The 24400-nt window shown below is 53.7% G+C and carries 20 protein-coding genes and 1 pseudogene; 10 read left to right on the forward strand and 11 right to left on the reverse strand.

Features of this window, described 5'->3' with window-relative positions:
- The first annotated feature begins 48 nt into the window (after positions 1 to 48).
- From HJG54_RS08140 to HJG54_RS08150, 3 genes are all read left to right on the forward strand, one after another.
- Positions 49 to 2304: a DUF1565 domain-containing protein gene (locus HJG54_RS08140; protein WP_316434373.1), complete on the forward strand. Its 2256-nt coding sequence runs from the start codon at positions 49 to 51 to the stop codon at positions 2302 to 2304.
- Between the two features lie 61 nt (positions 2305 to 2365).
- On the forward strand, positions 2366 to 3040 hold the full coding sequence (locus tag HJG54_RS08145) for a L,D-transpeptidase (protein ID WP_316434375.1): 675 nt from the start codon (positions 2366 to 2368) through the stop codon (positions 3038 to 3040).
- Positions 3041 to 3379: 339 nt separating this feature from the next.
- Positions 3380 to 4363 carry a DUF1517 domain-containing protein gene (locus HJG54_RS08150; protein WP_316434376.1) on the forward strand — a complete coding sequence of 328 codons (984 nt, stop codon included), beginning with the start codon at positions 3380 to 3382 and terminating at the stop codon, positions 4361 to 4363.
- Positions 4364 to 4395: 32 nt separating this feature from the next.
- Here HJG54_RS08150 and HJG54_RS08155 read toward each other — a convergent pair whose 3' ends face one another.
- Positions 4396 to 5844, reverse strand: coding sequence for a TIGR04283 family arsenosugar biosynthesis glycosyltransferase (locus tag HJG54_RS08155; protein ID WP_316434377.1), 1449 nt, complete (start codon positions 5842 to 5844; stop codon positions 4396 to 4398).
- A gap of 98 nt (positions 5845 to 5942) precedes the next feature.
- On the reverse strand, positions 5943 to 6725 hold the full coding sequence (locus HJG54_RS08160) for a 3'-5' exonuclease (RefSeq protein WP_316434378.1): 783 nt from the start codon (positions 6723 to 6725) through the stop codon (positions 5943 to 5945).
- Between the two features lie 68 nt (positions 6726 to 6793).
- Here HJG54_RS08160 and HJG54_RS08165 point away from each other — a divergent pair.
- Positions 6794 to 6964 (forward strand): annotated as a pseudogene (locus HJG54_RS08165) (DUF4058 family protein); the annotation flags it as partial.
- A gap of 227 nt (positions 6965 to 7191) precedes the next feature.
- Here HJG54_RS08165 and HJG54_RS08170 read toward each other — a convergent pair.
- Together HJG54_RS08170 and rimO are read right to left on the reverse strand one after the other, a co-directional pair.
- A complete protein-coding gene (locus HJG54_RS08170; RefSeq protein WP_316434380.1) occupies positions 7192 to 8601 on the reverse strand; it encodes a DEAD/DEAH box helicase in 1410 nt (469 codons plus the stop codon).
- 9 nt (positions 8602 to 8610) lie between these two features.
- Positions 8611 to 9975 carry a 30S ribosomal protein S12 methylthiotransferase RimO gene (rimO, locus tag HJG54_RS08175; RefSeq protein ID WP_316434381.1) on the reverse strand — a complete coding sequence of 455 codons (1365 nt, stop codon included), beginning with the start codon at positions 9973 to 9975 and terminating at the stop codon, positions 8611 to 8613.
- 524 nt (positions 9976 to 10499) lie between these two features.
- On the opposite strand from rimO, the gene btpA reads away from it, so the two are divergent.
- The 3 genes from btpA to HJG54_RS08190 all read left to right on the forward strand — a co-directional run bounded on the left by btpA (position 10500) and on the right by HJG54_RS08190 (position 13758).
- Positions 10500 to 11354: a photosystem I biogenesis protein BtpA gene (btpA, locus tag HJG54_RS08180; protein WP_316434382.1), complete on the forward strand. Its 855-nt coding sequence runs from the start codon at positions 10500 to 10502 to the stop codon at positions 11352 to 11354.
- A 225-nt stretch (positions 11355 to 11579) separates the two neighbouring features.
- Entirely contained in the window at positions 11580 to 12515 is a 936-nt protein-coding gene (locus HJG54_RS08185; protein ID WP_316434383.1) for a vitamin K epoxide reductase family protein, read from the forward strand.
- Between the two features lie 190 nt (positions 12516 to 12705).
- On the forward strand, positions 12706 to 13758 hold the full coding sequence (locus HJG54_RS08190; protein WP_316434384.1) for an aromatic ring-hydroxylating dioxygenase subunit alpha: 1053 nt from the start codon (positions 12706 to 12708) through the stop codon (positions 13756 to 13758).
- A 30-nt stretch (positions 13759 to 13788) separates the two neighbouring features.
- On the opposite strand, the gene HJG54_RS08195 is transcribed toward HJG54_RS08190, so the two are convergent.
- Both HJG54_RS08195 and HJG54_RS08200 read right to left on the reverse strand, forming a co-directional pair.
- On the reverse strand, positions 13789 to 15921 hold the full coding sequence (locus HJG54_RS08195) for a CHASE2 domain-containing protein (RefSeq protein WP_316434385.1): 2133 nt from the start codon (positions 15919 to 15921) through the stop codon (positions 13789 to 13791).
- Between the two features lie 155 nt (positions 15922 to 16076).
- Positions 16077 to 16730, reverse strand: a complete 654-nt coding sequence (locus tag HJG54_RS08200) for a hypothetical protein (RefSeq protein ID WP_316434386.1) — start codon at positions 16728 to 16730, stop codon at positions 16077 to 16079.
- 412 nt (positions 16731 to 17142) lie between these two features.
- On the opposite strand from HJG54_RS08200, the gene HJG54_RS08205 reads away from it, so the two are divergent.
- Complete coding sequence (locus HJG54_RS08205; RefSeq protein WP_316434387.1) at positions 17143 to 17913, forward strand: hypothetical protein; 771 nt, start codon at positions 17143 to 17145, stop codon at positions 17911 to 17913.
- Positions 17914 to 17920: 7 nt separating this feature from the next.
- On the opposite strand, the gene HJG54_RS08210 is transcribed toward HJG54_RS08205, so the two are convergent.
- The 5 genes from HJG54_RS08210 to HJG54_RS08230 all read right to left on the reverse strand — a co-directional run bounded on the left by HJG54_RS08210 (position 17921) and on the right by HJG54_RS08230 (position 22385).
- Positions 17921 to 18550 (reverse strand): hypothetical protein, encoded by a 630-nt coding sequence (locus HJG54_RS08210; protein ID WP_316434388.1) that lies wholly within the window; start codon positions 18548 to 18550, stop codon positions 17921 to 17923.
- Between the two features lie 142 nt (positions 18551 to 18692).
- Positions 18693 to 19292 (reverse strand): YdcF family protein, encoded by a 600-nt coding sequence (locus tag HJG54_RS08215; protein ID WP_316434389.1) that lies wholly within the window; start codon positions 19290 to 19292, stop codon positions 18693 to 18695.
- 80 nt (positions 19293 to 19372) lie between these two features.
- Positions 19373 to 20116 (reverse strand): Stp1/IreP family PP2C-type Ser/Thr phosphatase, encoded by a 744-nt coding sequence (locus HJG54_RS08220; protein ID WP_316434391.1) that lies wholly within the window; start codon positions 20114 to 20116, stop codon positions 19373 to 19375.
- A gap of 33 nt (positions 20117 to 20149) precedes the next feature.
- Positions 20150 to 21985 (reverse strand): ABC1 kinase family protein, encoded by a 1836-nt coding sequence (locus tag HJG54_RS08225; protein WP_420717349.1) that lies wholly within the window; start codon positions 21983 to 21985, stop codon positions 20150 to 20152.
- A gap of 64 nt (positions 21986 to 22049) precedes the next feature.
- Entirely contained in the window at positions 22050 to 22385 is a 336-nt protein-coding gene (locus HJG54_RS08230; protein WP_036003571.1) for a DUF6825 family protein, read from the reverse strand.
- A gap of 173 nt (positions 22386 to 22558) precedes the next feature.
- Here HJG54_RS08230 and HJG54_RS08235 point away from each other — a divergent pair, with 173 nt between their 5' ends.
- Together HJG54_RS08235 and HJG54_RS08240 are read left to right on the forward strand one after the other, a co-directional pair.
- Positions 22559 to 23731 (forward strand): DUF58 domain-containing protein, encoded by a 1173-nt coding sequence (locus tag HJG54_RS08235; RefSeq protein WP_316434393.1) that lies wholly within the window; start codon positions 22559 to 22561, stop codon positions 23729 to 23731.
- 44 nt (positions 23732 to 23775) lie between these two features.
- Positions 23776 to 24222: a DUF309 domain-containing protein gene (locus tag HJG54_RS08240; RefSeq protein ID WP_316434394.1), complete on the forward strand. Its 447-nt coding sequence runs from the start codon at positions 23776 to 23778 to the stop codon at positions 24220 to 24222.
- The last annotated feature ends 178 nt before the right edge of the window (positions 24223 to 24400 follow it).

A 24400-nucleotide genomic window follows, 5' to 3' on the forward strand; every position in this document is an offset into this window, starting at 1 on the left:
GTTGCCGCCGTTTTCTTTAATGGGTCTTAATGGGTCAGGAGCAGGTTCATGTCGTTGAGTTCTCCCCACCGCAATGGTCTACTGGTTTTTCAGCTTTTTTTCCAGCTTTTTGCCGAGTCCAGCTTTTTGCAGAACAACCTGCGCCACAACCTACGCCATACTCTGCACCACAGTCGATTGATGTCTCTTCTAGTCGGAGCGTCAACGGTGCTGCTGGTAGGGAATCGCCCAACCGCCGCTCTAACGCAAGCGCAGACCCATCCCAGCGCTGAGGTGGCCCAGCGAAACAGTAATCAAACTCCCACCACGCCAACCCAGCGAACGATCTGGGTGAATGCTCAAGCCGGCAATGATCACAAAGCCGATGGCAGCGAACAAGCTCCCTTTCGCACCCTGACCCGCGCCCTAGAATCCGCTCGCCCCAACACGGTGATCCAACTGGCGGCTGGCACCTACAGCACCGAGACCGGCGAAGTGTTTCCGATTGTGCTGAAGCCGGGGGTCACTGTTCAAGGCAACCCCGATCATCTAGGACAAGGTATCGTGATTCGTGGCGGTGGTTCCTACAGCAGTCCGACACTGGGCCGCCAAAACGTCACCTTAGTTGGAGACAATCGCGCCACGCTCACGGGCGTTACGGTCACTAACCCCACCATACGAGGACATGGATTGTGGATAGAAGCGGGAAGTCCTACCATCCGCCACAGCACCTTCATCAACAGCCGGAATGCCGGAGTGGTGATCACCGGCAGCAGCACAGCGATTGTCGAACATAATTTGTTTGTTTTGAATCGGGGCAGTGGTCTGGTGATTAGCGGTCATGCCCAGCCAGAGGTACGCCAGAACACCTTGCAGCGAACCGGCTCAGGCATCACGATCACAGAGAACGCCGCGCCCCAAATCGTCAGCAACCGCATTAGCCAAAACCGAGACGGCATCGTGGTCCAAGGCAACGCTCACCCACTCTTGCGCGGCAACACCATTGAGGACAACGACCGAGACGGTTTGATTGTGATCGCTCAGGCCCAACCCAACCTCGGCACCGATAAGGAACCCGGCAACAATTCCTTTATCAACAACCATCAGCACGACATTAATGCTCTGGCTACTAATCAAATTCTGCCAGCCTATGGCAACCAAATTGCCGCTGACCGCCTGACCGGAGAGGTCGATCTAACCGGCAAAGCTCCCTTGATAAGTGTCACAACTATCGCTTCAGCGGCAGACCGTCTTCCCGCCACTCAGGTGCCTCGTTCGCCCCAACCCTCAACCCGCTCACGGCCAACTCCAGCTCCCACTACAGCTAGCCAGACCACTGCTCCATCCCCTAGCCTGATTTCCAGCCTGCCACCCGCTCGGCCTCAACCGCAAACCAGTGATCAGACCAATCCTCAGAGTAGTTCTCCAGCCCAAGCGCAAACGAACCCGCCCATTAGTACTCTCAACAATTTCCTGAACCGTGGGCAGAGCAATCCTCAAACCAATGCTCAGACTAATTCGCGTCCGAATCGCTCGGTTGTTCTAGCGAGTGCAACAACTGCGCCAACCCGTTCAACCAACTCGGTACCGATTCCAGTCCCAGCACCTGAAACTACATCTCCTGCGGCAGTTCATCTTACTGTGCCACCGCCAGAACGCCCCAGCACCCAGTCTTCTATCTCAGCTTCTCGCCCTACCGGGAACCAATCCTTGAATCGAACCCTAGCAGCTTCAACCCAAACGGCCAGGGCAATCGAGATCGCCGTTCCCCCACCTGAGCGCCCGCAAACGGTGCCCACTACCGCCCCTCAAGTCCCACCTCAATTGGAAAATGTAGTCATCACGGCGGCAGCCAGTTTACCGCGTCAGAATTTTGCCGCAACGCGGCCTGCTGCTCCTAGTTTAGGAGGCACTCCCATCAATATTCCAGTGCCGCCGCCAGAACAGCGACAAATCTCGACGCGGACCGCTACCAGTTCTACCGCTACCAGTTCTGCTACTGGTGCAACCCGAATCTTGCCAGTACCGGCTGGAGAAATTCCTTTGGGCAATACGAGTGGGATGGCAAAAATCAGCATTGGCGATTCGAGCCGGAATGGCACGCTGTTGGCTCGGCATAATCTCCAATTTCGTGTGGTGGTTGAAACCGCAGATGATTCAGCCCAATCTTTGGTGCAATCCCTTGTGCCTGGAGCATTTGTCACTTCGTTTAATGGCCAGTCCGTAATCCAAATTGGAGCGTTTAGTAGCCGGGAAAATGCGGAAGCCGCGGTGGAAATGTTGAGTCGCAGTGGATTACGGGGTATTATTCAGCCAATGGAATAAAAGTCTCAGCAATTTGGTCTGAGTGCTCATCCTCGGGCAGACAAGGGAGAGCATTAATCCAATGGCTATTCGTAAACAGCATGATGCGCTCAGCGCTAGTTTCATGGTTCTGAGCTTTGCCACCGCAGCTCTGCTGATTGGCATGCAGATCACGGGTGAGCGAAGCAGAAGTGTGGCGACGAATTCTAGCTCTCGTCCTGCGACTAGCTCGACAGTGGCTCAGCGCACCCCTCCAGCTACGCAAACATCAACAGCCCAGAAACAGTCACAATCTGCCGCCCAGCCTAACTCCGCTCAAAGTGGCCTGGACCAGATTTTATCCGCCTCCCATCCGGTCGCACTGATGCGGCAGTCCCGGCTAGTGGTGGATTTGAGCGAACGCCAGGTTTCTCTCTACCAGGACGGCAGGTTGCAGGTCAGCTATGCCATTGCAGTGGGGCGAGAAGGTTGGGAAACCCCAGCCGGTGAGTTTCGGGTGATCAATATGCAGGAGAATCCGGCTTGGCAAAATCCGATTACCGGCGAAACCTTTGCTGAGGGTATAGACAATCCGCTCGGCTCTCGCTGGATCGGCTTTTGGACCGATGGTACCCATCAAATCGGCTTTCACGGCACCCGCCAGGAAGAGTTTATTGGACAGGCTGTGTCGCATGGCTGTATCCGAATGCGCGAGGCCGATATTCAGTCCCTTTATACCCAAGTGGCGATCGGCACTCCGGTAATTGTCCAACCCTGAAGGTTCGGCTCTCAAAAATCACTCAGCCCAGCCTTGAAACAGAGCGCCATCTAGGCACCATTTGCCGTCCTTGCGGATTACGGTTATCCCTCTCTGGTTCGGTTTTGCCCAGATAGGCGAAACGATAAACTAGAAGAGTAACAAATTTGTAACGTTTGGTTAATTTCAGTGGGTTAGCCATTCCGGGTCACTAACGAGTCACTAAGAAACTGGTTGCGATAGTTTGCCACTGGGGTGACACGGTTCCGGCTGAATGAAGAAATAGCTTACAGTCGCGGTTGACCCCCGAACCCAGCCAAAGCCGGTACGTTTCACATCAGCTTGGATAGGCGAGGGATTATGCTCAAAACATTGTCTAGGTTTATCAAACCGTTTATTAAGCCGGTAATTGCTGCAACGTTGGCGATTGTGCTCGTGTTTGGTCAGGCACAGGGCGCATGGGCTGCCGGTAGCGGTGGCCGGATTGGAGGCGGTGGCTTCCGCATGCCCAGTCGCACGGCACCCCCCAGCCGCACCTACACACCTTCTCCCGGTGGCTATGGCGGCGGTTATGGCGGCGGCTATTACTTTCCGGGCGGCGGATTTGGCTACGGCTATCCGTTTCTTGTGCCTACCTTTGGCATCGGTGGTGCCTTTACCGGGTTGTTTACCCTGTTGATCTTTATTTCTATTGCAGGCTTCCTGGTGAGGGCGTTTCGTTCTACCCAGTCAAGTGACGGCTTAGAGGGTTACAGCTCTAACCCAACCGTGTCTCTGACCAAGCTGCAAGTGGGCCTGCTGTCTCAAGCCCGCAGCTTACAAACCGACCTAAATCGGATTGCCGAAATGGCCGACACGGGTTCTTCCGAAGGCTTGGCCCAAGTGCTGCAAGAAACAACCCTAGCGCTGCTGCGGCATCCCGAATATTGGGTCTACGCGGGTCAGCAAAATCAGCTCACGTCGCTCCAGGCGGCTGAAAATCAGTTCAACCGATTGGCCTTGTCCGAGCGCAGCAAATTTAATGCTGAAACCCTGTCGAACGTCGATAATCTGCTGAAGCAGGCCGATGCGAAAGCAGCTCTGCCATCATCGGGTGAGTTGGCAACCCTGGATCAGGCTCCGGGCGAGTACATTGTGGTGACGCTGCTGGTGGCAACCCAAGGCAAGCTAGAACTGCCGCGGATCAACAGCTCGCAAGAGCTACGCCAAGCCCTCTCTCAACTCGGTTCTGTGCCTAGCGACAAGCTGCTGGCCCTAGAAGTACTCTGGACACCGCAGCAGGAGGGTGACACGCTGTCGTCAGACGAGGTGATTGCCCAATATCCGGATCTGGCCCTGGTGTAGGAGGCTTCTAGACCGATTAATCTAAATCTGAATCAAATTTCTAGATCGGAGTTGACTGGTTCAACTCCGATTTTTTCTATGTTTGGGCTAGCCTTGCCAACTCCCCGGTACCAATGGGCCAGCCGCGCCGGAGAAACGCCTAGAAAATAGGCTGCGATAATCAGTTGATTAATCAGCGTCGTGCGCCAAACGCCTAGAGTTTGCCATCTGCGTCCTGAGGTGATCACGGCTGCGGGAGCAATCGCAATTTTGCCGTAGCGCTGCAACCGTCGCACTAGCTCAAAATCTTCCATAATCGGCAGTTCTATAAATCCGCCTAGCTGCCGAAAGGTTTCTGCCGTCAGGAAAAGCGCCTGATCGCCGTAGGGCAACTGCAACAGTCGAGAACGCCACTTCACGGCCCATTCAATCCAGCGCAATCCCGGTTCCGGTCCAGCAATCTGCAGCTCAAATGCACCAGCAATAATTTCAGGCTGGGCTAAGGTTTGGCGCACGCAGGAAACAAATCCCGCAGGCAGAGAAGTATCGGCATGCAGAAACAGCAGCACCTCACCTGTGGCCGCCTTTGCACCTGCATTCATTTGTACCGCCCGCCCCTGAGCCGAACTAACCACTTTGGCGCCCATTGCCTTGGCTTGTGCAACCGAGTCGTCTTGGCTGCCTCCATCGACCACAATCACTTCCACGTCCTCCTCTTGAAGGGAACGCAGCGCAGTTTGGATGCGATTGGCCTCATTCAGCACCGGAATAATCACGGAAAGAAATAGCCGTTGGTCTGGCAGGATCGGCTCCGACGCTGCTTCTGGTTGTGACTGACTGACCTGCTGAACTACCTGCCAAATCGCTAAGTCTTCAGGCCGGTCCACGTCCGACAACATATCCAGATAAGCCACGGTTAAATTCAGCGACTCCGCGATCTGCACTGTCTGCTGCAAAACCAGTTCGCTACTCCAGGCAATTGTTTTGAATAATTGGGGCACAAATTGGCTCAGCCCAATCAGGTAATAGCCGCCGTCGGTAGCTGGTCCCAGCACCAGATCTCGCTGATACAAGGCACGAAATGCCTGTTCGAGCTTGGCCGCATCGAGTTGCGGACAGTCTGTGCCAATCGCCACCACCCGCTCCATGCCAGCCGCAAAAGCCGCTTGAATTGCATAAATTAATCGTGCGCCCAAGTCCTCGCCCTGCTGTGCTTGATAGTTCCATTCGCTACCTAGCCAGCTTTGCATCAGCAAGCGGTCCTCTGCTTCGGTTTCTGGCGCAGTTCCGGCAAACCAAATCTCGACTGTAACCGGATAGCTAGCCTGCAATTGTCGCACTTGCCCTAAGGTATGCTCGGTCATCTGGCGCTGGAGATCGGCAGCTCCTGTGGCTCCAAGGGCTGGAATTAAGCGCGTTTTGGCTTTGCCCGGTTGGGGATAGCGCGTGAAAATAATCAGACAATCGGGTTTAGTCAAGGTGCTGGTCAAGGTACTAGTCAAGAGAACTTTGGTTGAACGCATCCATCCCCATCATTTCATCTCTAGCTGGATCCTGGCTGGAAACGACATGAGAATTGGCTGAGAGGATTCAAGCTTCTCTACTGAGAACTGGTATAACTCACCTGTTCCAGCACCAACTGCTCGACCTCGCCCCGACGATACACCCAAGTGCCGTCCCGTTTGCGCCCAACAAACCGCGTGGAAGCGCCAGCCGCATCTAGTTTGACTTTGGCCTCCTCTGGTGCACAATTCAGCAGCTTAGCCGCCTCCTTTAACGGAATCACCTGGCGGGCAAACCGCGCTAGCAACACGTCATCCTCTTCGTTCAGCAGTTCGGTGAACAGCCGCTCAGCTAGCATCCAGCAGGCTAGCGTATCCGCCTCAGCCCGGTGGGAGCGACCCACATCAAACTGAAAATGCCTGACCAAATGGGGCAATTTCCGCGAAGGCAGATCCGGCAGCATCAACCGAGCCAGCTTGACCGTACAGAGTTGTTCTGTCTCAGGCCGGACAAATTGAATGCCCAATCGGTCAAACTCAGCTTGCAAAAACGGATAGTCAAACTCTAGATTATGGGCAGTCAACACACCGCGACTGAGCAACGGCAGATAGGGGGGCAACACCTCAGCCGCCGGAGGTGCCGCATCGACCATCGGCTGCTTGATACCCGTGAAGTGAGCCAGCCGCAGCGGAATCTGGGTCAGCGGATTGATTAGATCCGTTTGCTGAATTAACACCCCTTCTGCCAGCGTCGCCTGCAAGACCGACACTTCCATGACTCGATGCTGCCAAGCATGACGGCCCGTCGTTTCCAGATCAACAACGGTAAACATCTGCTGGCTCAGATTGCGGTAATAGGTCAAAAGCTGAGTGGATAGCACAATGCGCGATTATCGTGACAAGTCATCTTGCATCATAATGCAGAGTTAGGAACAGAGTTGACCTTCAACCCGATCACCCAGACCCCATGGTTTCGTTACAAGCAGTGTTTGATCATGTATACGAGCGAGGCCGATATGGTGCCCGAATTGATTATCATCAGCCGGTTCCATCGCCAAACCTATCAGAGGCCGATCAGCGGTGGGTCGATGAATTACTCACATCTGTTCGAGGCAGGTAAGTAGCCATCATGAACTGCGTATATGCTACCAATAAAAATCGGTGTTCGTTATTCGTTGTGCGCGAGGGAGAAGCAATCAACGGGGGACAACTGACGCGCAAATAGCGCGCGCAAATAACAAAGCAGCAGGAAGCGCATTGCATCAACGCCATTCCCACTGCTTTAACTTGTTCTACAGCTTCACTTTGTTTGAAGCTCTGCTGTTAACGGTTACTTTTTACCACTCACTACTGCGATGACACCGGCGCTTTCCGCTTCACGGGTTTCGGCTTCGGTGCTCCTGGCCGGGTTCTGGTTTCGTCTCCAGCTGGATCGTCTGTGTAACCATGCTCCACCCGCATCCAGCTTGGTCGGGTTTGGTCATAGGCCATTTGCAGCGCCGCCGCCGCAATGGTATGAGGTTCAAACTCTTCGCTGAGCTGGGCCACAATCGGCAAGAACGAGGCAATCCGCTCTCCAGCCAGCGCTTCCCGGAGCTGATCTTGCAGCTTTTGCAGATGGCGAGCCTCGATCTGGGCGCGAGTCGGAATGGTGCCGATTTCTAAGCGCTGACGAATATGGCGCTCGATGTCCCGCAGTTTGCGCTTATCGAGCGGGTGAATCAGCGAAATCGCCGTGCCTTCCTTGCCAGCGCGTCCAGTGCGGCCAATCCGATGCACATAGCTCTCCACACTGTCAGGCAAATCGTAGTTGATTACATGGGTCAAATCGTCCACATGCAGACCACGAGCCGCAATGTCGGTTGCTACGACCCAGCGCACCTGCCGTTGCCGGAAGCGCAGCAGTAACCGTTCCCGCTGAGACTGGCTCAAGTCACCGTGGTATTCATCAACGCTGTGTCCTGCCGCCTGAAGCTGACGAGTCAGTTCTGCTGCCGCCTTGCGAGTGCGGACAAAAATCAGGGCCGACTCTGGATCTTCCATTTCCAGGATCGGCTGTAAGGCTCTCGCCTTGGTCCAACCGCGTGGCACGATATAGACCAATTGATTGATTTTGGCCGGTGCCGCCTTGGGCTGCTCGACGTTGATCGTCACTGGCGAACGGAGGAACTTAGCGGCCAGTTCCCGGATCGAGGGTTCCATCGTGGCCGAGAAGAAGGCGGTTTGCCGCTCTGCCGGAGCTTGGGCCAGAATTTTCTCGACATCTTGAATAAAGCCCATATTCAGCATTTCGTCGGCTTCATCCAGCACAATCCAGCTCAGCTTGTTCAGCTTTAGGTCGCCGCGGCTGAGTAGATCCAGCACTCGTCCGGGCGTGCCCACAACGACCTGGACACCCTTCTGCAAGCGGCGAATTTGCAAATCAATCGACTGACCGCCATAGATGGGCAGCACATGCAGCCGCCGATCGTCGCTAAAGGTGCGAATCGACTGATAAACTTGGACCGCTAATTCGCGTGTTGGGGTCAAAATCAGCGCCTGCACAGCATGATTGTTCAGATCAATTTGCTCTAGCATGGGCAGCGAAAAGGCCGCCGTTTTGCCGGTACCCGTCTGCGCCAGACCCACCACATCTCGCCCGGAGAGCAGATGGGGAATGGCCTGTGCCTGAATCGGGGTAGGACTCGTAAAGCCTGCCTTTTCGAGATGACGCACACGCGCTTCTGACAGACCGAGACTATGAAAAGAGAGAGTCATTGAGGCTCCTTAGACAAGGTGAACAGTGGCGCGGAGTGCGCCTTTCAGTTGGGTAGGGGTATCGGCTACACGACCATAGAGGTCGTAAACATCTGCGTCCAAAATTTCGACTGGGACAATCGATCCCAAGCGAGCGTCGCCTTGGACGTAGACTAAACCATCGACTTCAGGAGCAAATCGGGCCGAGCGACCGACTAACTCCCCGGTATCTGGGTTCTCCTGCTCAATCAGAACATCGACCACGCGTCCCACTTCCGCCCGGTTTTTCTGGAGCGAAATGGGTTGCTGTACGGTCATCAGGGCATCGCGGCGTTCGTCCATCACTGCTTGAGGAAGCTGATTTGGCAAGTCATAGGCAGGCGTGCCCTCTTCTGGCGAAAAGGTAAACACGCCGACATGGTCAAACTCATGCCGCTGGACAAATTGCAGCAGATGCTGGAAGTGGTCTTCCGTTTCACCCGGAAAGCCGACGATAAAGGTGGTTCGCAACACGGCATTGGGGATCGCCGTCTTAATGCGTTCGATGATGCCATCGTTGACGCGCCCCTGCCAGGGCCGATTCATTGCCCGCAACACTTCGGGATGGGAATGCTGAAGCGGCAAATCGAGATAGGGCAAAATGTTGGGCGTTGACTGGATCGCGTCTAGCACTTTTGGCGTTAGGCCAGTTGGGTAGGCATAGTGCATCCGAATCCAGGGCACCTCGACCTTACCCAGGGCCAGCAGCAGTTCCGCCAGCTTTGGTTCGCCGTACAGATCCAAGCCATAGTTGGTGGTGATTTGGGAGATCAGAATAATTTCCTGGACCCCTTCCGCCGCCAACTGTTCCGCTTCGGCCACAATCGACTCAATCGAACGGGATCGCTGATTGCCGCGCAGATGGGGAATGATGCAAAACGCACAGCGATAGTCGCAGCCTTCGGCTACTCGCAGATAAGCAACACCTTCGGTGGTTGTGCGATAGCGAGGCGTGGTTTCATCGGCAATGTAAACTGGCTCAGCCGAAACTTCCTGCACCCGTTCGCCGGTTTCCGTTCGCTGAATCACATCCACAATTTTGTGATAGTCCCCTGTGCCGACTACGGCAACCGCTTCCGGAATCGCCTCCAGCAACTCCTGCTGAAAATGCTGCGCCATGCAGCCAGTAATTACCACTTTTTTATTGGCTTCGGCCAGCTCTACCAGGGTACGCACCGACTCTTCCCGTGCCGCCTGGATAAAGCTACAAGTGTTGACAATGACATAATCAGCCAGCTCTTCATTGGAGTCTACTTGATAGCCTGCCTCTACCAGCAGCCCCAGCATATGTTCGGTATCGATTCGATTCTTTTCGCAGCCTAAATGAGAGATGGCAATCGTTGGTTTGTTGCCCATGCAGTTAATCGTGTGATTGGAACAAAGAAGTCTAAGTTAATGAAACTGTAGCGATCGCGCCATCAACGGACTAGACTTTGTCCCTCGCTCACCCCAATTGGACCAATTGGATGAACACCGTTAACTGCAATCGCATCACTTGAGACGATCGTCAATAATCTTAACACAACCGTCAGCTTGAAGATAACATAACTACATAATTTCGATAGGTTTGGCTTGTTCGCATTTAGCGATTGGAGTCTGGCGATTGGAAGCAATTAGCAAGATTGACGATTGAAATCGCGGCATAAGACCAAGTCTATTTTTTGGGGTTGGAGACCACACAGGCAGGGTTTTGTCCGGGTAGATGCGGCTTGAAGTGTCATCAAACTGTCATCAAACTGTCATCGAATAGAGTTTGTCCCTCTATCAGGATAGAAGGGGTATGGATTGCTGTTAGAGTAAGTTTATAGAGGAGAACGGCAGTCGCTGCTTTTTTCCCATTTTGTTCACGCCATTCCTGAGTCCGAAACTGCAATAAACCTGTGGACTTAAAACAGATTTTCAAAACCGCGAATCCCATTGTTGGTGTTGTTCATTTACTGCCACTGCCCACCTCGCCACGCTGGGGAGGCAATCTTAAAGCCGTTATCGATCGAGCTGAGCAAGAAGCAACGGCTCTGGCATCGGGCGGCGTCGATGGCATCATAGTCGAGAATTTTTTTGACGCCCCCTTTCCCAAAGAGGCAGTAGATCCAGCCGTGGTTAGCGCCATGAGTCTAGTGGTGCAGCGGTTAATGCATTTAGTCACCCTGCCGATTGGGATTAATGTCTTGCGCAACGATGCCCATAGTGCAATGGCGATTGCGAGTTGTGTCCAGGCTCAGTTTATCCGCGTTAATGTGCTGTCGGGTGTGATGGCGACCGACCAAGGGCTAATCGAAGGACAGGCGCATCAGCTTCTACGCTATCGACGTGAACTGGGTAGCGATGTCAAGATTTTGGCCGATGTGTTGGTGAAGCACGCTCGTCCGCTGGGTTCGCCCAATTTGACGACAGCCGTACAGGAAACAATCGAACGCGGCTTGGCTGACGGCGTGATTCTGTCGGGTTGGGCTACAGGGAGTCCACCCAGCTTAGAAGATTTAGAGCTAGCCAGTGCTGCCGCGAACGGCACACCCGTATTCATCGGCAGTGGAGCTAGCTGGGAAAATATTCCTCGGTTGATTCAGGCCGCCGATGGCGTGATTGTCTCCAGTTCTCTAAAACGCCGTGGTCAGATCGAGCAGCCGATTGATCCGATTCGCGTTAGTCAATTTGTAGAAGCGATGCGCCGTAGCCTCTCATTGAAGCAACAAGCACCGTCTGTTGCTTCGTCAACCGTTGCCGTTCCTTCCTGAAGCCGTTCCTTCCTGAATTGGAAGCATGAATGGGCAAAACAGACCGTGGGAAAACTGAATAGAGTTGGAACATAGCGTTTGAATAACAGCTCACTTTTAAAAGTTTGAGGCAGAATAGCATCTAGGAATTGGGAAGCCAATTGCCATGTTGATGACGATTACGCTTGAACTTCTAGAAACGCTGAGCCAAAGCCTATGAGTAGCCGCACAAGGACAAGAAGCCGTATGAGTAGCCGTCGCAAATCGATCCCCTGGATTCATCGCTGGTCGCGTCCGATCATTGCGGGAATTGCCACGTTGGGATTGCTCAATACCGGATATCTGACCGCGACCAAATGGTTCGGTGGCGCAGCAGCCTGCCCCACCAGTGGGTGCCAGCAGGTTTTGTCAAGTACCTACGCCGAAGTGTTCGGATTACCGCTTTCCCTGTTTGGGTTTTTGGCCTATGCCGGCATGCTGGCGCTGGCGCTGATTCCCTATGCCGTCAGCCCTGAAAAGGATAAGCCTCTGCGGGTGGAACTGGAAAACTGGACCTGGTTGTTCCTGTTCTTGGGCGCAACGGCCATGCTGGTGTTTAGCGGCTACTTGATGTACATCATGGCAGCCAAGTTTATCGCGGTTTCGGGCTGGGGTGGGGTTTGCTATTACTGCGTAGCCTCGGCGCTGTTTGCCTTAGCGATGTTTGTCTTGACCCTAATTGGGCGAGAGTGGGAAGACTCTGGGCAGTTGGTGTTCAGTGGTTTGATTGTGGCGATGGTAACGCTGGTTGGCACGCTGGGCATCTACAACTTGGGCAACGCCAGTAGCACTGATGGTTCTTCTGAAACCACCTCTGCCTTTGCCACCACCACTACCTCTGGCCCCTCTGAAATCGCATTGGCAAAACACTTAACGGACACCGGAGCCAAGATGTACGGCGCGTACTGGTGCCCCCACTGCATTGACCAGAAAAAGCTGTTTGGCAAGGAAGCCGCTGCTCAAATGCCCTATGTGGAATGCGATCCGGCTGGTCCTAACTCTCAATCAGGCATCTGCCAAAGCAAGGGCATCAAGGGCTATCCGACTTGGGAAATTAATGGCCAAATGGTTTCCGGCACCCAAAGCTTGCAAAAGCTAGCCGAACTTTCGGGCTATCAAGGACCGCAGGATTTCAAAAACTAGAAAGCTTGACATAATTCACTCATATACTCATCCCCGGTTAGCCATTGGTCAATCGGGGATTGTTTTTGAGGAATAGCCAACCGGTGTAACAATCCTTTAGGAATCACCGTGCGAAGGAATACAGACTGGCAGCAGCACAGACCGTACCTTTAACAACATCTTTTGTTTCTTCTGATGCAATTTAGCCAGCATGTATACCACCGAAACATCCCCCCACAACACCGCCTTTACCCTGCCCCGTAACTGCACCTTTACTGAAAGCGATTGGCGCATCTTGGCCCCTTTTTGGTATCCGGTTGCTTTTTCTCACGAGATTACCGACAAACCCTATGCTGCCCGTTTACTCGACGAACGCCTTGTTCTATTCCGCGTCTCGGATGGTACGGTGGTGGCCGCCCGCGATATTTGTCTCCATCGAGGTGTGCCGCTCAGCTTGGGGTGGTTGGAAAACGACGAGCTGGTCTGTGCCTATCATGGCGTGCGCTATAACCAACAGGGCCAGTGCATTTGCATTCCGGCTGAACCCCATGCTGCCATTCCCTCGCGCCTGAAGCTGACTACATTTGCCGTGATGGAGCGCTATGGCTTGGTTTGGGTGCGGTTGGTAGACAATGGCGAGGTGCATTTTCCCGACCTGAGCGCATGGGATGATCCTGACTATATTCAGGTGTTACCCAATAGCGTCAACATCGATGCAGCAGCCGGTCGTCAGATGGAAGGGTTTCTAGATGTCAGCCATTTTGCCTTTGTGCATCAGGAATCCTTTGGTGAGCCTGACAATCCAGTTGTGCCCGATTATCCGGTTGAGCGGACCCCCCACGGGTTTCGGGCCAACTATGTCAGTACAGTCAGCAACTACCCGCATGGCCTCAAGCATCTCGCTCCAGAGGGTTTCCTTTGGCGCAGACTGTTCGAGGTGTGGTTGCCCTTTACTGCCAAACTGACCGTCACCTTCCCGAATGGGCTACTTCATATCCTGAATGCCGCTTCGCCGGTTTCAGCCCGCAAGACGTGCCTGTTTGTGCCGATCTGCCGCAACTTCGACAAGGATGCTCCTCTACAGGACACGCTGGATTTTAATCATCAGGTCTTCGGTGAGGACCAGGCGATGGTCGAGCAGCAGTATCCAGAAGATTTGCCGCTGCGGCTGCAAGACGAGGTTCACATTGCCGGTGACAAAAGCTCGATTACCTATCGCAAAGCGTTGTCTGCGCTGGGCTTGGGGTTAACATTCACGGCCTAACGGTTTGAGTGGCTTGAGTTGGCAGCGGCTTCACTCCAACTGATAGGACCGCCAAGATACTACCGTCACACCCGTCAAGACGAGAGCAATGGCCGGTGCCACACTGGGCAACCAACCGGCATGGGTGAATATGATAAAGGTTGTTCCAACCAGGACAATCAGCATCCCAGCCGTCCCCATAACAAACAGGAACGGATGCCGCACAAACCAGGCTAGACTACCGCCGACCATTGCCCAACCGCCAATCCACAGCAATTCTGCCCAGTCGGGCCAAGCCCAGATCAGAGGCGTACCGTCTAACGCCACACTCAGGATCTGGCTGACCATTTGGGCATGCACCACCACACCGGCCATCAGGTGCTCTTCCGACTTGCCGCTGCTGAAGGGCGTGTAGAACAAATCCTTACCGCTGGCTGCCGTGGTGCCAATCAAGACGACTTTGTCTTTTACCCAAGCGGGGTCTACTTGACCGTTCAAAACCTGCGTGAAAGTAACTTGACGAGCGGGAGGCTTGGGCGAGCGGTAGTTGAGCATCACCTGATATCCGGCGGCATCAAGCTGTTGATAGCCCCCAAAACTGGGGTTGAGCGGCCAAAAGTTTACGTCTCCAAGCTGCATCACCTCCGCAGAACGGTCGCTTCGTTTGGGGATCAAACCGCTTGGCTTCAAATAGCGGGTTGCCAATCGCAGTGAAAACGAGCTAAACCGCTGTCCGGCATTGGTGCCATACAGCAGGCTCCGTCTGAGCACATTATCTGGATCAATAGGAAAATCATTGAACCCCAGCCGTTCTGGAGGTACCCCAGCCGGAGGCGGAATATCAAACTTTGATTGACCGTTGCCCAGCTTCATGATGGTGATCACATCCGCAAACTGCAACTGCTGCATTAGCTCAGCATGACCCGGTTCCTGTGGCAAATCCCGGTGCAGATCCAAGCCAATCACTCGCGGCTGGTACTGACGCAATTTTTGAATCACCTGAGCTACATCCCGGTCGGAAGGCGTGCCTCGCCGCAGCGTTTGCAGGTCAGATTCAGTGATCTCGACAATCAGCAGCCGTGGGTCGATGCCAGCATCCGGACGCCAGCGCACCCATTGGTCGTAGACCGCCAGTTCGGGAGCCTCTAACCAGGCCATCTGCCGCAGTCCAGCCAATAGCCCTGTCACCGCCACAGCCGCTACCGCCACTATCTGGATGCCCTTCCTCAACTGACTGCGCCAATTTTTCACCGGACGCACCGGCGTATCCACAATCGTCCGGTCCATCTGGTCGGCAATCGGATGATGCAGCAAGGCCGTAGGCATCACCAGCGAAGAGGGCATCATCGTTGATTCCAGCGGAGCCTCCGCCAGCCGGTCGAGCGCTTGCAACACCTCCTGAGCCGACTGATAGCGCTGACTGAAGTGATAGCGCACCATTTTTTCCAGAATGCTTCGCAGACCTGAGCTGATCATCGCCTGGGTCTGCCAAAGCGGATCTCCCGTTTCTGGATCGGCCAAGAGCTGAGTCGGTTGGGTACCAGTCAGGGCTTGAATCACCGTCACGCCCAAAGCGTAGATGTCGCTGCAATAGCGCGGGCGTCCTGCCAACTGCTCGCTCGGCGTATAGCCCTGCGTCCCAATGCCGACCGTAAACTTCTGTTCGGTTTCGCTTAGCAATTGGGTACCGATTTCCTTCACCGCCCCAAAATCAATCAACACAAATTGGCCGTCTGCTTTGCGCCGAATCAGATTGCTGGGTTTGATGTCGCGGTGGATCACCTGCTGGGAGTGCACAAAGACCAAAATCCCCAAGACGTCGCGCAACAGCTCAATCGCCTCTGCTTCCGTCAGGCGATGGGCCGGAGATAATTCCTCGCTCAAGGGTTGACCGTCGATAAACTCCTGAACCAGGTAAAACTCGCCATTCTCTTCAAAAAAATTTAAGAAGGTTGGGATCTGGGGATGTTGTCCCAGTTGCTCCAGCATCTTGACTTCGGTATCGAACAAGCGTCGCGCAATGCTGAGAAACTGCTGATCATCTTTGACCGGCTTAAACTGCTTCACCACACAGCGCGGCAGCTCTGGGTTTTCAGTGTCTTCGGCCAGGTAGGTTTGACCAAACCCCCCCGCTCCTAACACTGAAACCAGTTTGTAGCGCTTCCGCAGCAGTGATTCCAGCATGAACCTCCCCTACCCGTTGATCATTGATTGTGGCACAGGGCAGGGGCTGGTGGGGTGAGGGGATAGGGGTAGGGGGTAGGGGGATAGGGGTAGGGGGTAGGGGGTGAGGAGATGGGGGTAATGGGGAATAGGAAGGTTGGTCATAGTAGCAGCAGTCAGGGAACTACTTCTGGGCTGGGTTGCATGGTTGGAACTTCGGTGGGCTGATTGCGCCATATTGCAGCCCGAATCCAGAGGAAGAACAGGATTAGCAGCAGCAGCACCCAAAAGTCTTTCATGCCAGAGCCACTTGGTTGCTCCTGAGCCGTTGGTTCAGACGCTTTGGAGGATTTAGAGGCCGCAGATTTCGCAGATTTCGCAGATTCTGAGGCCGAGGCAGGCACCGGTTCAAATGGCAGGAGAACGGGGGGTTTGGAGGCAGATTTTGAACTAGAAGCAGGAGATTGAGCCGAAGCCACCGCCAGCTCCCAGCGCGGATCTTTATCCAGAAATACGACCTGCACGGTTTCGCTCCGGATATTTTCAGCAATCCGCTGGGCTTCCTGATACCTGCTTTCTGAAGGAGGAGCCAAGCCAATAATCAACAGCTTGGGTTTATTCAGCAGCTTTTGATAGGCTACCCCTTGCCCATGCGCTTGGTACATTGCGCCGCGATTTAGGTATTTTTTAATCTCAATCACCATATCCGGCGTGACCAGATCGGCCCGCACTCCGTTACCACAGACGACTTCCCGCTCAAACGAGATGCCCTGCTGCTTCAGCCAGGTTTCGATGTATTGGCGAATATCTGCCTCTTGCTTTAGTTCCACAAGTCGCTGACCGTTAGTTCGCTATTCACTAGCTACAGCGTTTTTCACTCATGTGAGGTATGGGGGATGTGGGGGCTTCGCGCCCACGCAGGAGCACGGCCCCTGCACCCCGTTTTTCGTACTTCACTAGCCTGAAAAAGGCTGTATATGATTATTCACTCATTACAGCAAATTTCGTGAGCAAGATTTCGTAGTGCTGGTGTTTTACCTGATCTGCCGGGAGAGAGACGCTTGTACTGAGGGGCCTGAACAATCATGAGGTTAATCGACTGAATGGGATAGAGGCAATTTGATTTTTCCTGATCTGGGTGTGCAAAATCTGTAAGTATCCAGTACCACGCTGTATTCGTACCCTCGACCAATGAAAGCCTCTGCTGCACTGTTGTCAATTGGGTTGTTGAGTTCTGCTCTTATGACTGTCACCGTGATTGGCCGTCTAGCCTGGAACAGCCTGACTGAGGTCAGCGAATCAGCTCCGACCACTCCATCACGGTCAACCGTTGCTACAGCTCCGACCGCTGGACAGGTCGTCCAATCGCCTCAGGTGAATCAAGCAGTTAGTCAAGTTTCCCCAGCACCTACTGCTCCAGCTTCTAACGCTTCCAACGCTTCGACTGCCGCATCCAATCCTCTCTCACCTGCGGTCAACTCATCCCAAAACCCAGCACGCATCGCACCCTGGACCCAGCAAGAGAACGACTATTTGTTCGATCTATCTCAAGCCCTACAGCCGGTTGAGCATCATCGTCTCAGCGCGGCAGAGCAGTTGCAAGTAGCCCGCAATATTCAGGCTTGGGTCACGGCTGGAGCAGACTATTGGGGTGTGCGAGAACAGTTTGACCGCACCTACCGCCGTGCTATCGCCGGAGACTATGCCCACAATCGGGATGTATACATTCGCTTTGCCACGGCCTATTTTGCGCCAGAACTATTGGCTCGCGTGATGCAGCCGCCTAGGGTAGTCCGGACTCCTCCAGGGCCGCCCCTGTCAGTTTATCCAGGACCCTACCCAGTCGATCCCTATGCGGATCCCTACCTGTATCCGTACCCTGACCCCTATCTGCACTATTCCGATATACCTGATCTGGGCAGCCCTTACCCAAACGAAATCGCTCCCAATCCTGGCCCTAATCAAGCTCCACAGACTCCTCAATTGCCGAATCTCACCGAAGTGGCGCTGTAGCAAAGCACTAGAACTCCGGTTCAGGCTCAATGGGTTGGGGATAAATCGCCATCCAAGCGGTGGGGTAGGTTCGTGCGCCCAGACTCTCGGCCCGAATCCGGGCATAGTTGCCGCGTACCTCAACCACTTCCCAAATCGCCATCAGCTCGGCTCGCGATAGGTTTGGCTGAGCTTGTAACACGATCCAATTCCCTACCGCCACCGTTGATTGAGCTGATAAATTCAGCGGTTCATGGGCAGTGAGGTCAATTTCTGCCAGCGCATCCAGATCAGATGTTTCATCGCTTGAGTCAAACCAATCCTCTTCCAATTCCGACGAATCGATTAGGCTGAGGCTGGTACTTGCTTCAATTGGTTCACGATTAGGGCGCTGCAACGGTGCTTCATTTGGCTGGGCAGCACCAGCTCGCAATTGCTTCAGGCGCATGCGGGTAGGTTCTGGCGTGGCGTCCCAGACTTGCCGCTTTTGGGCAGGCGTCAAGGTTTCTAATAAGGCCAGTTCTTCTAGCGAATCAATCACCTCTAGCATGGTCAAGACCGTGTGCAAACTAGAGGCATCTAATAGTTCTTCTAATTCTTCGCTGTCTGGACTGGCATCCACTGTCGGGTTTGACCGAGCGTACTCAAGTTCTGACATACTCCTGCTCGGATTGATCCTAAAAAGCTTTGAATAAAGCAAAACCAAGACAGAGTGACGTTAAACACTCCCTTTTCCATCTTGACCGATCAAACCCGAAATGGACAGTCTAAATAGTACTTTTGTATTATTTTTTGAGTCCTTATCTAAATTTTGCTGCCAAACTTGAGCCGGTTTCACCAGTGACTACCCAGAGAGTCGCACGCGCCGCATCCCGCACTACTTTGCTGAGGGGTTCGGGTGAGCGGGCCGAGGGTACTGCGACGGGGCGAAAATCAATGCCGCGACTGCCGAGCACAATCTCGCCAATCACCTGAGCGCGACGCATGTGATAGTCCGAGGTGATTAGGTAAACGCTGCGAATATTGCGAGTTTTGAAATAGTCGGCCAGGGTGGTGAAGTTGGTGACGGTATCAACCGCTTGATAGTCTAGATGAATCCGATTGGGGTCAATGCCTGCCTCGGTAAACACCCACTCTGCATACTCTGGATTACTGCCAGAAGAGACCCAAATCGGCAGATCGGGATGCTGTTTGGCAAACTCAGCCGCAAACCGTTCTCGTTCTGCTGCTCCACCCAAGACCAAGACCGCCTCTGGTTCCCGCCATAAGCCTTCTACCCGCTGGTAGCCAAAGCCAAACAGCAGGAGTAGCGCCAGTCCTGAAACGAATCGACTGACGTGCCGAAAAGCCCGCTTTGGCCAAGCAGTTTTAGTTCGATGTGCGGCTGATCTCGATCGCATGAGTAATCGCTCGATGAACAGAAAGGAACAGATGCAAAAACACAGAAATAGCTTACAGCAACCTTCCAGATTTGAGCGCTCTATTCTTCATAAGAATTTGAATCATCGAAGGCCACGATTACTACGGTAATATTGTCTCGTCCGCCCCGTTCTTTTGCCGCGTTCACGAGGGCTAAGGCGGCCCGGTCACAGGCGCGGATAGTTTTGAGATGGGAGGCAATCAACTGGTCTGAAAGTTCTTCGGTCAGACCGTCGCTACACAGCAATAGCCGATCGTTGGGCTGCAAATCAAACGGCTGCACATCCACTTGCCGCACATCTTCCCGACCCAAACATTTCGACAAAATATGCCGCCAGGGATGAATCCGGGCTTGGTCCGGCGTCAAATCTCCCGACTTCATGGCGCGAGCCACCCAGGTATGGTCTTCGGTAATTTGATGCAGTTTGGCTCCCCGCAATCGATAGAGCCGCGAATCGCCAATATGGGCGCACCAGGGCTGATCATCTCGAAACATCACAGCTACAGCCGTCGTGCCCATATCGGCCCGCTCTGGGTGTTTGCTTTGGTCTTGCAAAATCTCGACGTTGGCCTTCAAAAAGGCGTTCTCTAGCAGCAACTGAGAGGATTCGTCCGAGTCCCAGTGTTCATTGAGATAGGTTTGAATGGCCTGCGTTGCGATGCGGCTGGCTTCCTGACCCCCTGCATGTCCGCCCATGCCGTCCGCCACGATAAAGAATCGACCCTTGGGATCGATAAAATAGTCATCTTGATTTACTGCGCGGAGAAGTCCCGGATCAGTCAGACCCGTGAATAAACGTTTCATAGCATGACCCTGGCATCGCAGATGGGGGTGATGTTAAAACATCCGATCCGCTCGATCAAGGCGAATCAGCAGCCGAATAAAAGCAATCGCTGAGATTAAAGCAGCTATAGCCGCCAGTATAGCTAACCAGATGTATTGATTCACCAATAAGATTGTGGCAGATAAGGTGAATGCCCCGATCAACAGGGTGTAGTTTGTCCCCATGTTGACTCCACTGATTCGGCGCAGAACGCGATCGGTTTCGGTGGACCGCACCCGGACTCGAATGTCGCCTCGCTCCAGCTTATCTAGCGTATCTTCAATTCGACGAGGCAATCCTAGGGCAGTGGTGCTGACCTGCGCCGCCTGCCGGCCAATTTCACCGAGCAATCCTTCCGAAATACTATTGCGTGAGCCATTGCCATTGGTCATAAGCTGCATTGCAAACGGTCTTGCAACCTCCATAAAGTTAAATTCTGGATCTAAGCCTTTGCCGACCCCTTCTAGGGTAGAGAAGGCCCGCATCACAAAGGTGAATGTAGCCGGGAAACGAAACGGCTGATCAAAAGCAATTTCGTAGAGATCATCGCTAATCGCCGCGACGGATTGCTCCTCAAACGGCTTATCCATAAAGTGATCGAGCATGTACTGCACTGAGCGTCGTACCGGCCCCATATCGTTGGCAGGAGCTAAAGCACCCAGATCAACCAGCGAAGCTACCACCTGCTCGGAATCCTTCTGGGCAATGCCGAAAAACAGATCCATCAGCTTTTCTCGTGTCACGGGCTGCACCCGGCCCATCATGCCAAAATCATAGAAAATCAGGGAGCCATCTGGACTGACAGCAATGTTCCCCGGATGCGGATCGGCATGAAAAAAGCCATCGTTTAAAAGCTGCTGCAAATAGGCTTGGGCACCCAGCTTCGCCAGGTTCTTCCGGTCTAGTCCAGCGGCTTCCAGCGCTTCATAATGGCTGATCTTGATTCCTGGCAGATATTCCAGTGTCAGCGCCCGCGGCGAGCTGTAGCGCCAGTAGACTCGCGGCACGCGCACCCAATCTTCGTCTTTAAAGTTGCGGCGAAAGGTATCGGCGTTGCGGCCTTCATTCAGGTATTCAATCTCTTCCCAGAGGATGCGGCAACACTCCTCGTAGATACCTATCCAATCACGGCCCCGGCCCCAACGAGGGTGGTTTTGAAAATAGCGAGCAATGCCTTTGAGAATTTGCAAATCGATTGTAAACAGCTTTTTTAAGCCGGGACGCTGCACCTTCACCACGACCTCAGCACCAGAATGGAGCTGGGCACGATGGACCTGGCCTAAGCTAGCTGCCGCAAGCGGAATCGGGTCAAAACTGCGATAGAGTTCTGGAATGGTTCGACCAAAATCTTGTTCAATAATTCTTTCAACCTGCTCGTAGCTAAAGGCTGGCACCTTATCTTGCAGCTTCGAGAGTTCTTCAACATACTCGATTGGGAACAAATCAGCCCGCGTCGAGAACATCTGCCCCACTTTGATAAAGGTTGGTCCCAAATCCAGTAGCGTCTCCCGAATCCAAACTGCGAGCTTGCGTCGCCGTTGCGCTTGGCTGTCTTCAGTCAGGCCGTTGGGATAGGTCCAGGCTTTGTTGTAGGCCCACTGAGCCGCCATCAGCTTCAGGACAAAGGCCCAGATGTCAATGTAGCGACGTTGGCGTGAGTAGTTCTCACGGTTCCAGCGATAGGATTTATCGCCATAGGATCGGATTCGATACTGTGCTTGGGCGTCGTCCATGTCAGTCAATTCAAGGGTACTCATCTGAGCCGGGGCAGCAGAACCCGTCGGTACTATGTCTGACTCAGATTCGGTCTCAGCTAGAGCAGGTATGGGGCGGTCGGAAAAAGCAGCCACGCAACTCCTTCAAACATCAGGTGAACCAAGCCAATTCGTGTTCGTAACTGTTCTAAAAGTGCCCTTAGGAAGAAAGGCGATTGCGATAGCGCTGTAGCTCCGCCCGCAGTTGGGCTGTTTCAGCCCGCAAATCATCAATCACTGCCTGGAGGTCTTCTGGTTTCCCGGTCGTCGTCAGCCCTGTACTACTGGTCGGTGTGCGTCCTTGCATAGCCAGCTCGGCTTCCCGATTGGCCCGCTCCATCACCTGAGTGGTAAATTGCCGTAACCGTTCGCGTTGCTCGGCGTCGAACTTACCTAATTCACCCAGGGCATTCGTAACTACGTTCTCAACTTCCTCGCCAATGGCTTCTGCGAAAGCTCGACCGACAAAAAAGGCATGAACTAGAGGGTTGTTCATATGAAAGAATTTTGAAGAATCTTATACAAGCTCAGCAAAGATTATAGCTTGCCTGTCCTTATCATGTTTGCTGGGATTGGGATAGACCCGCCCCAAAGCCGGGCAGACTTAAAACCGAATCAGCCAGTTGCTAGATTAAACTGACAGGCGCGGCTATTTCCCTGATCGTGACAATGAAACTCTTGGATCGCTTCACTCGTTGGTTAGAAACCCATTGGGTTAATCCAGCCTACAGCGGTTGGCTGCTGGGCGGGTTGGCCCTCTTCTTTTTTGCTGCCGCAACCAACACGATGGCAGGCTGGCTCTACGTGATCAGCGCGGTTATGGTTGCCCTATTGGCTTTGGCGGCCCTGTTGCCCGTACAAACCTTGCGCGGCATTCGCTGCCAGCGGGCGGCGATTCAACCTGTGAGCGTGGGGGAGGCATTGGTTCTAGAGCTAGTCGTCGAGAATCAAACCGCCCATGTCAAACCGTTGATTCAGGTGCTCGACGAATTGCCTGCACCATTGACGCCGATTCGCACCGCCATCGAACAAATTCCACCCCAAGACAGCTACCGTTGGGTGGTGGAGTTACCGACTCAGCAGCGGGGCATCTATCGCTGGCAAACCGTACAGTTCCGGACGGCTGCTCCTCTGGGATTGTTTTGGTGCCGCCGCAATCAAACCGTCAAGGCCAAGGCAATTGTTTACCCAACCGTGCTGCCGCTGACTCAGTGTCCGCTGATCGATGAGATGGGGCAGGACACCAATCAGCCAATCAGTAGCTACTACCAGTCCCGCTTAGCCACCGAAGGCATCACCCGCACGCTCCGACCATATCGTTGGGGCGACTCAACGCGGTTAATTCATTGGCGCAGCAGTGCCCGCTATGGTGAGCTGCGCGTCCGGGAGCTAGAAACCTATACCGGCGGTCAGGAGCTGGTGATTGGCCTGGATAGCGCTCTGGCATGGGATAGAGACTGGTTTGAGCAGGCGGTAGTAGCAGCCGCGTCTCTTTATTTCTATGCTTTGCGGCGGCAAGTCAACGTAGGATTATGGACAGCTGGCACCGGTTTACTCAGAAACGAACAGGTGGTGCTGGAGGCACTGGCAGCAATTCAGCCCAACGAATCCCGCACCTTTGAGCGCCCCCATTTGCCGCTCTTGTGGTTAACGCCATCTACCGCAGGTCTGTCGAGTTTACCCGCAGGCAGCCGCTGGCTTTGCTGGCAAGACCCCCCTAGCCTCAACCCTAGCGTTTCTTTCCCAGGCAAACTGATTCAACCCCAACAGCCCCTCCAGCCCCAGTTGCAAACCCCACTCACCCGCACCCCTAGGGACAATAACTCAAAACTCAAACCTTAAAACTCAAAACTCTTTCACCTCCCTCCCCCCTCCAGAAACAACCCATGAGCGAAGAGATGCCGCCAGAATTTTGGCAAGGAATCGAGGAATTTAATCAGCAGCAATTCTATGCCTGCCACGATACTTTAGAGGCCATCTGGATGGAAGCCGTAGAGCCTCAAAAAACCTTTTATCAAGGCATCCTGCAAATTGCAGTAGCGCTCTATCATTTAGGCAATCAGAATTTTCGAGGTGCAATCATTTTGCTAGGAGAGGGAATGAATCGCTTGCGACATTACCAGCCCAGCTTTGCCGGAATCGACGTGGTCCAACTGCTAGAGCAAAGCCGAGCGCTCCAAGCTAACTTACAAGCTAACTTACAAGCCAGCCTGCAAGCTCAGGAACAACGGTCGTCCGGTTCCCATCAAGACTTACAGGGAGATCTCCCTAGTCAGACTAGTCAGCCAATTCCGAATCTGCCGCAAATTCAACGAGTTGTTTCAGAAAGCTAGACTCGTAAGAAATTGCACACAGAAGCGCCACATAGACACCTTTACCTGCTCTATGTCAGGATAGAGGCTTAAAATTAATCGATCTGCGATCTGCAACAAGGTTCAATAAAACAAGTTCAATAAACAGGTTCAATAAACAAGTTCAATTGCCTGACTGGTAACGTTCCACCTCCTTCCC

It is taken from the genome of Leptolyngbya sp. NK1-12, from assembly GCF_032598965.1.
GTDB lineage: Bacteria > Cyanobacteriota > Cyanobacteriia > Elainellales > Elainellaceae > Elainella.

Coding starts and splice junctions, on each gene's coding strand:
- HJG54_RS08140 (WP_316434373.1), top strand. CDS start 49: ATGTCGTTGAGTTCTCCCCACCGCAATGGTCTACTGGTTTTTCAGCTT.
- rimO (WP_316434381.1), bottom strand. CDS start 9,975: ATGGGCAACAAACCAACGATTGCCATCTCTCATTTAGGCTGCGAAAAG.
- HJG54_RS08230 (WP_036003571.1), bottom strand. CDS start 22,385: ATGAACAACCCTCTAGTTCATGCCTTTTTTGTCGGTCGAGCTTTCGCA.
- HJG54_RS08220 (WP_316434391.1), bottom strand. CDS start 20,116: ATGAAACGTTTATTCACGGGTCTGACTGATCCGGGACTTCTCCGCGCA.
- HJG54_RS08195 (WP_316434385.1), bottom strand. CDS start 15,921: ATGCTGGAATCACTGCTGCGGAAGCGCTACAAACTGGTTTCAGTGTTA.
- HJG54_RS08170 (WP_316434380.1), bottom strand. CDS start 8,601: ATGACTCTCTCTTTTCATAGTCTCGGTCTGTCAGAAGCGCGTGTGCGT.
- HJG54_RS08215 (WP_316434389.1), bottom strand. CDS start 19,292: ATGCGATCGAGATCAGCCGCACATCGAACTAAAACTGCTTGGCCAAAG.
- HJG54_RS08185 (WP_316434383.1), top strand. CDS start 11,580: ATGAGTAGCCGTCGCAAATCGATCCCCTGGATTCATCGCTGGTCGCGT.
- HJG54_RS08190 (WP_316434384.1), top strand. CDS start 12,706: ATGTATACCACCGAAACATCCCCCCACAACACCGCCTTTACCCTGCCC.
- HJG54_RS08235 (WP_316434393.1), top strand. CDS start 22,559: ATGAAACTCTTGGATCGCTTCACTCGTTGGTTAGAAACCCATTGGGTT.
- HJG54_RS08240 (WP_316434394.1), top strand. CDS start 23,776: ATGAGCGAAGAGATGCCGCCAGAATTTTGGCAAGGAATCGAGGAATTT.
- HJG54_RS08205 (WP_316434387.1), top strand. CDS start 17,143: ATGACTGTCACCGTGATTGGCCGTCTAGCCTGGAACAGCCTGACTGAG.
- HJG54_RS08145 (WP_316434375.1), top strand. CDS start 2,366: ATGGCTATTCGTAAACAGCATGATGCGCTCAGCGCTAGTTTCATGGTT.
- HJG54_RS08210 (WP_316434388.1), bottom strand. CDS start 18,550: ATGTCAGAACTTGAGTACGCTCGGTCAAACCCGACAGTGGATGCCAGT.
- HJG54_RS08150 (WP_316434376.1), top strand. CDS start 3,380: ATGCTCAAAACATTGTCTAGGTTTATCAAACCGTTTATTAAGCCGGTA.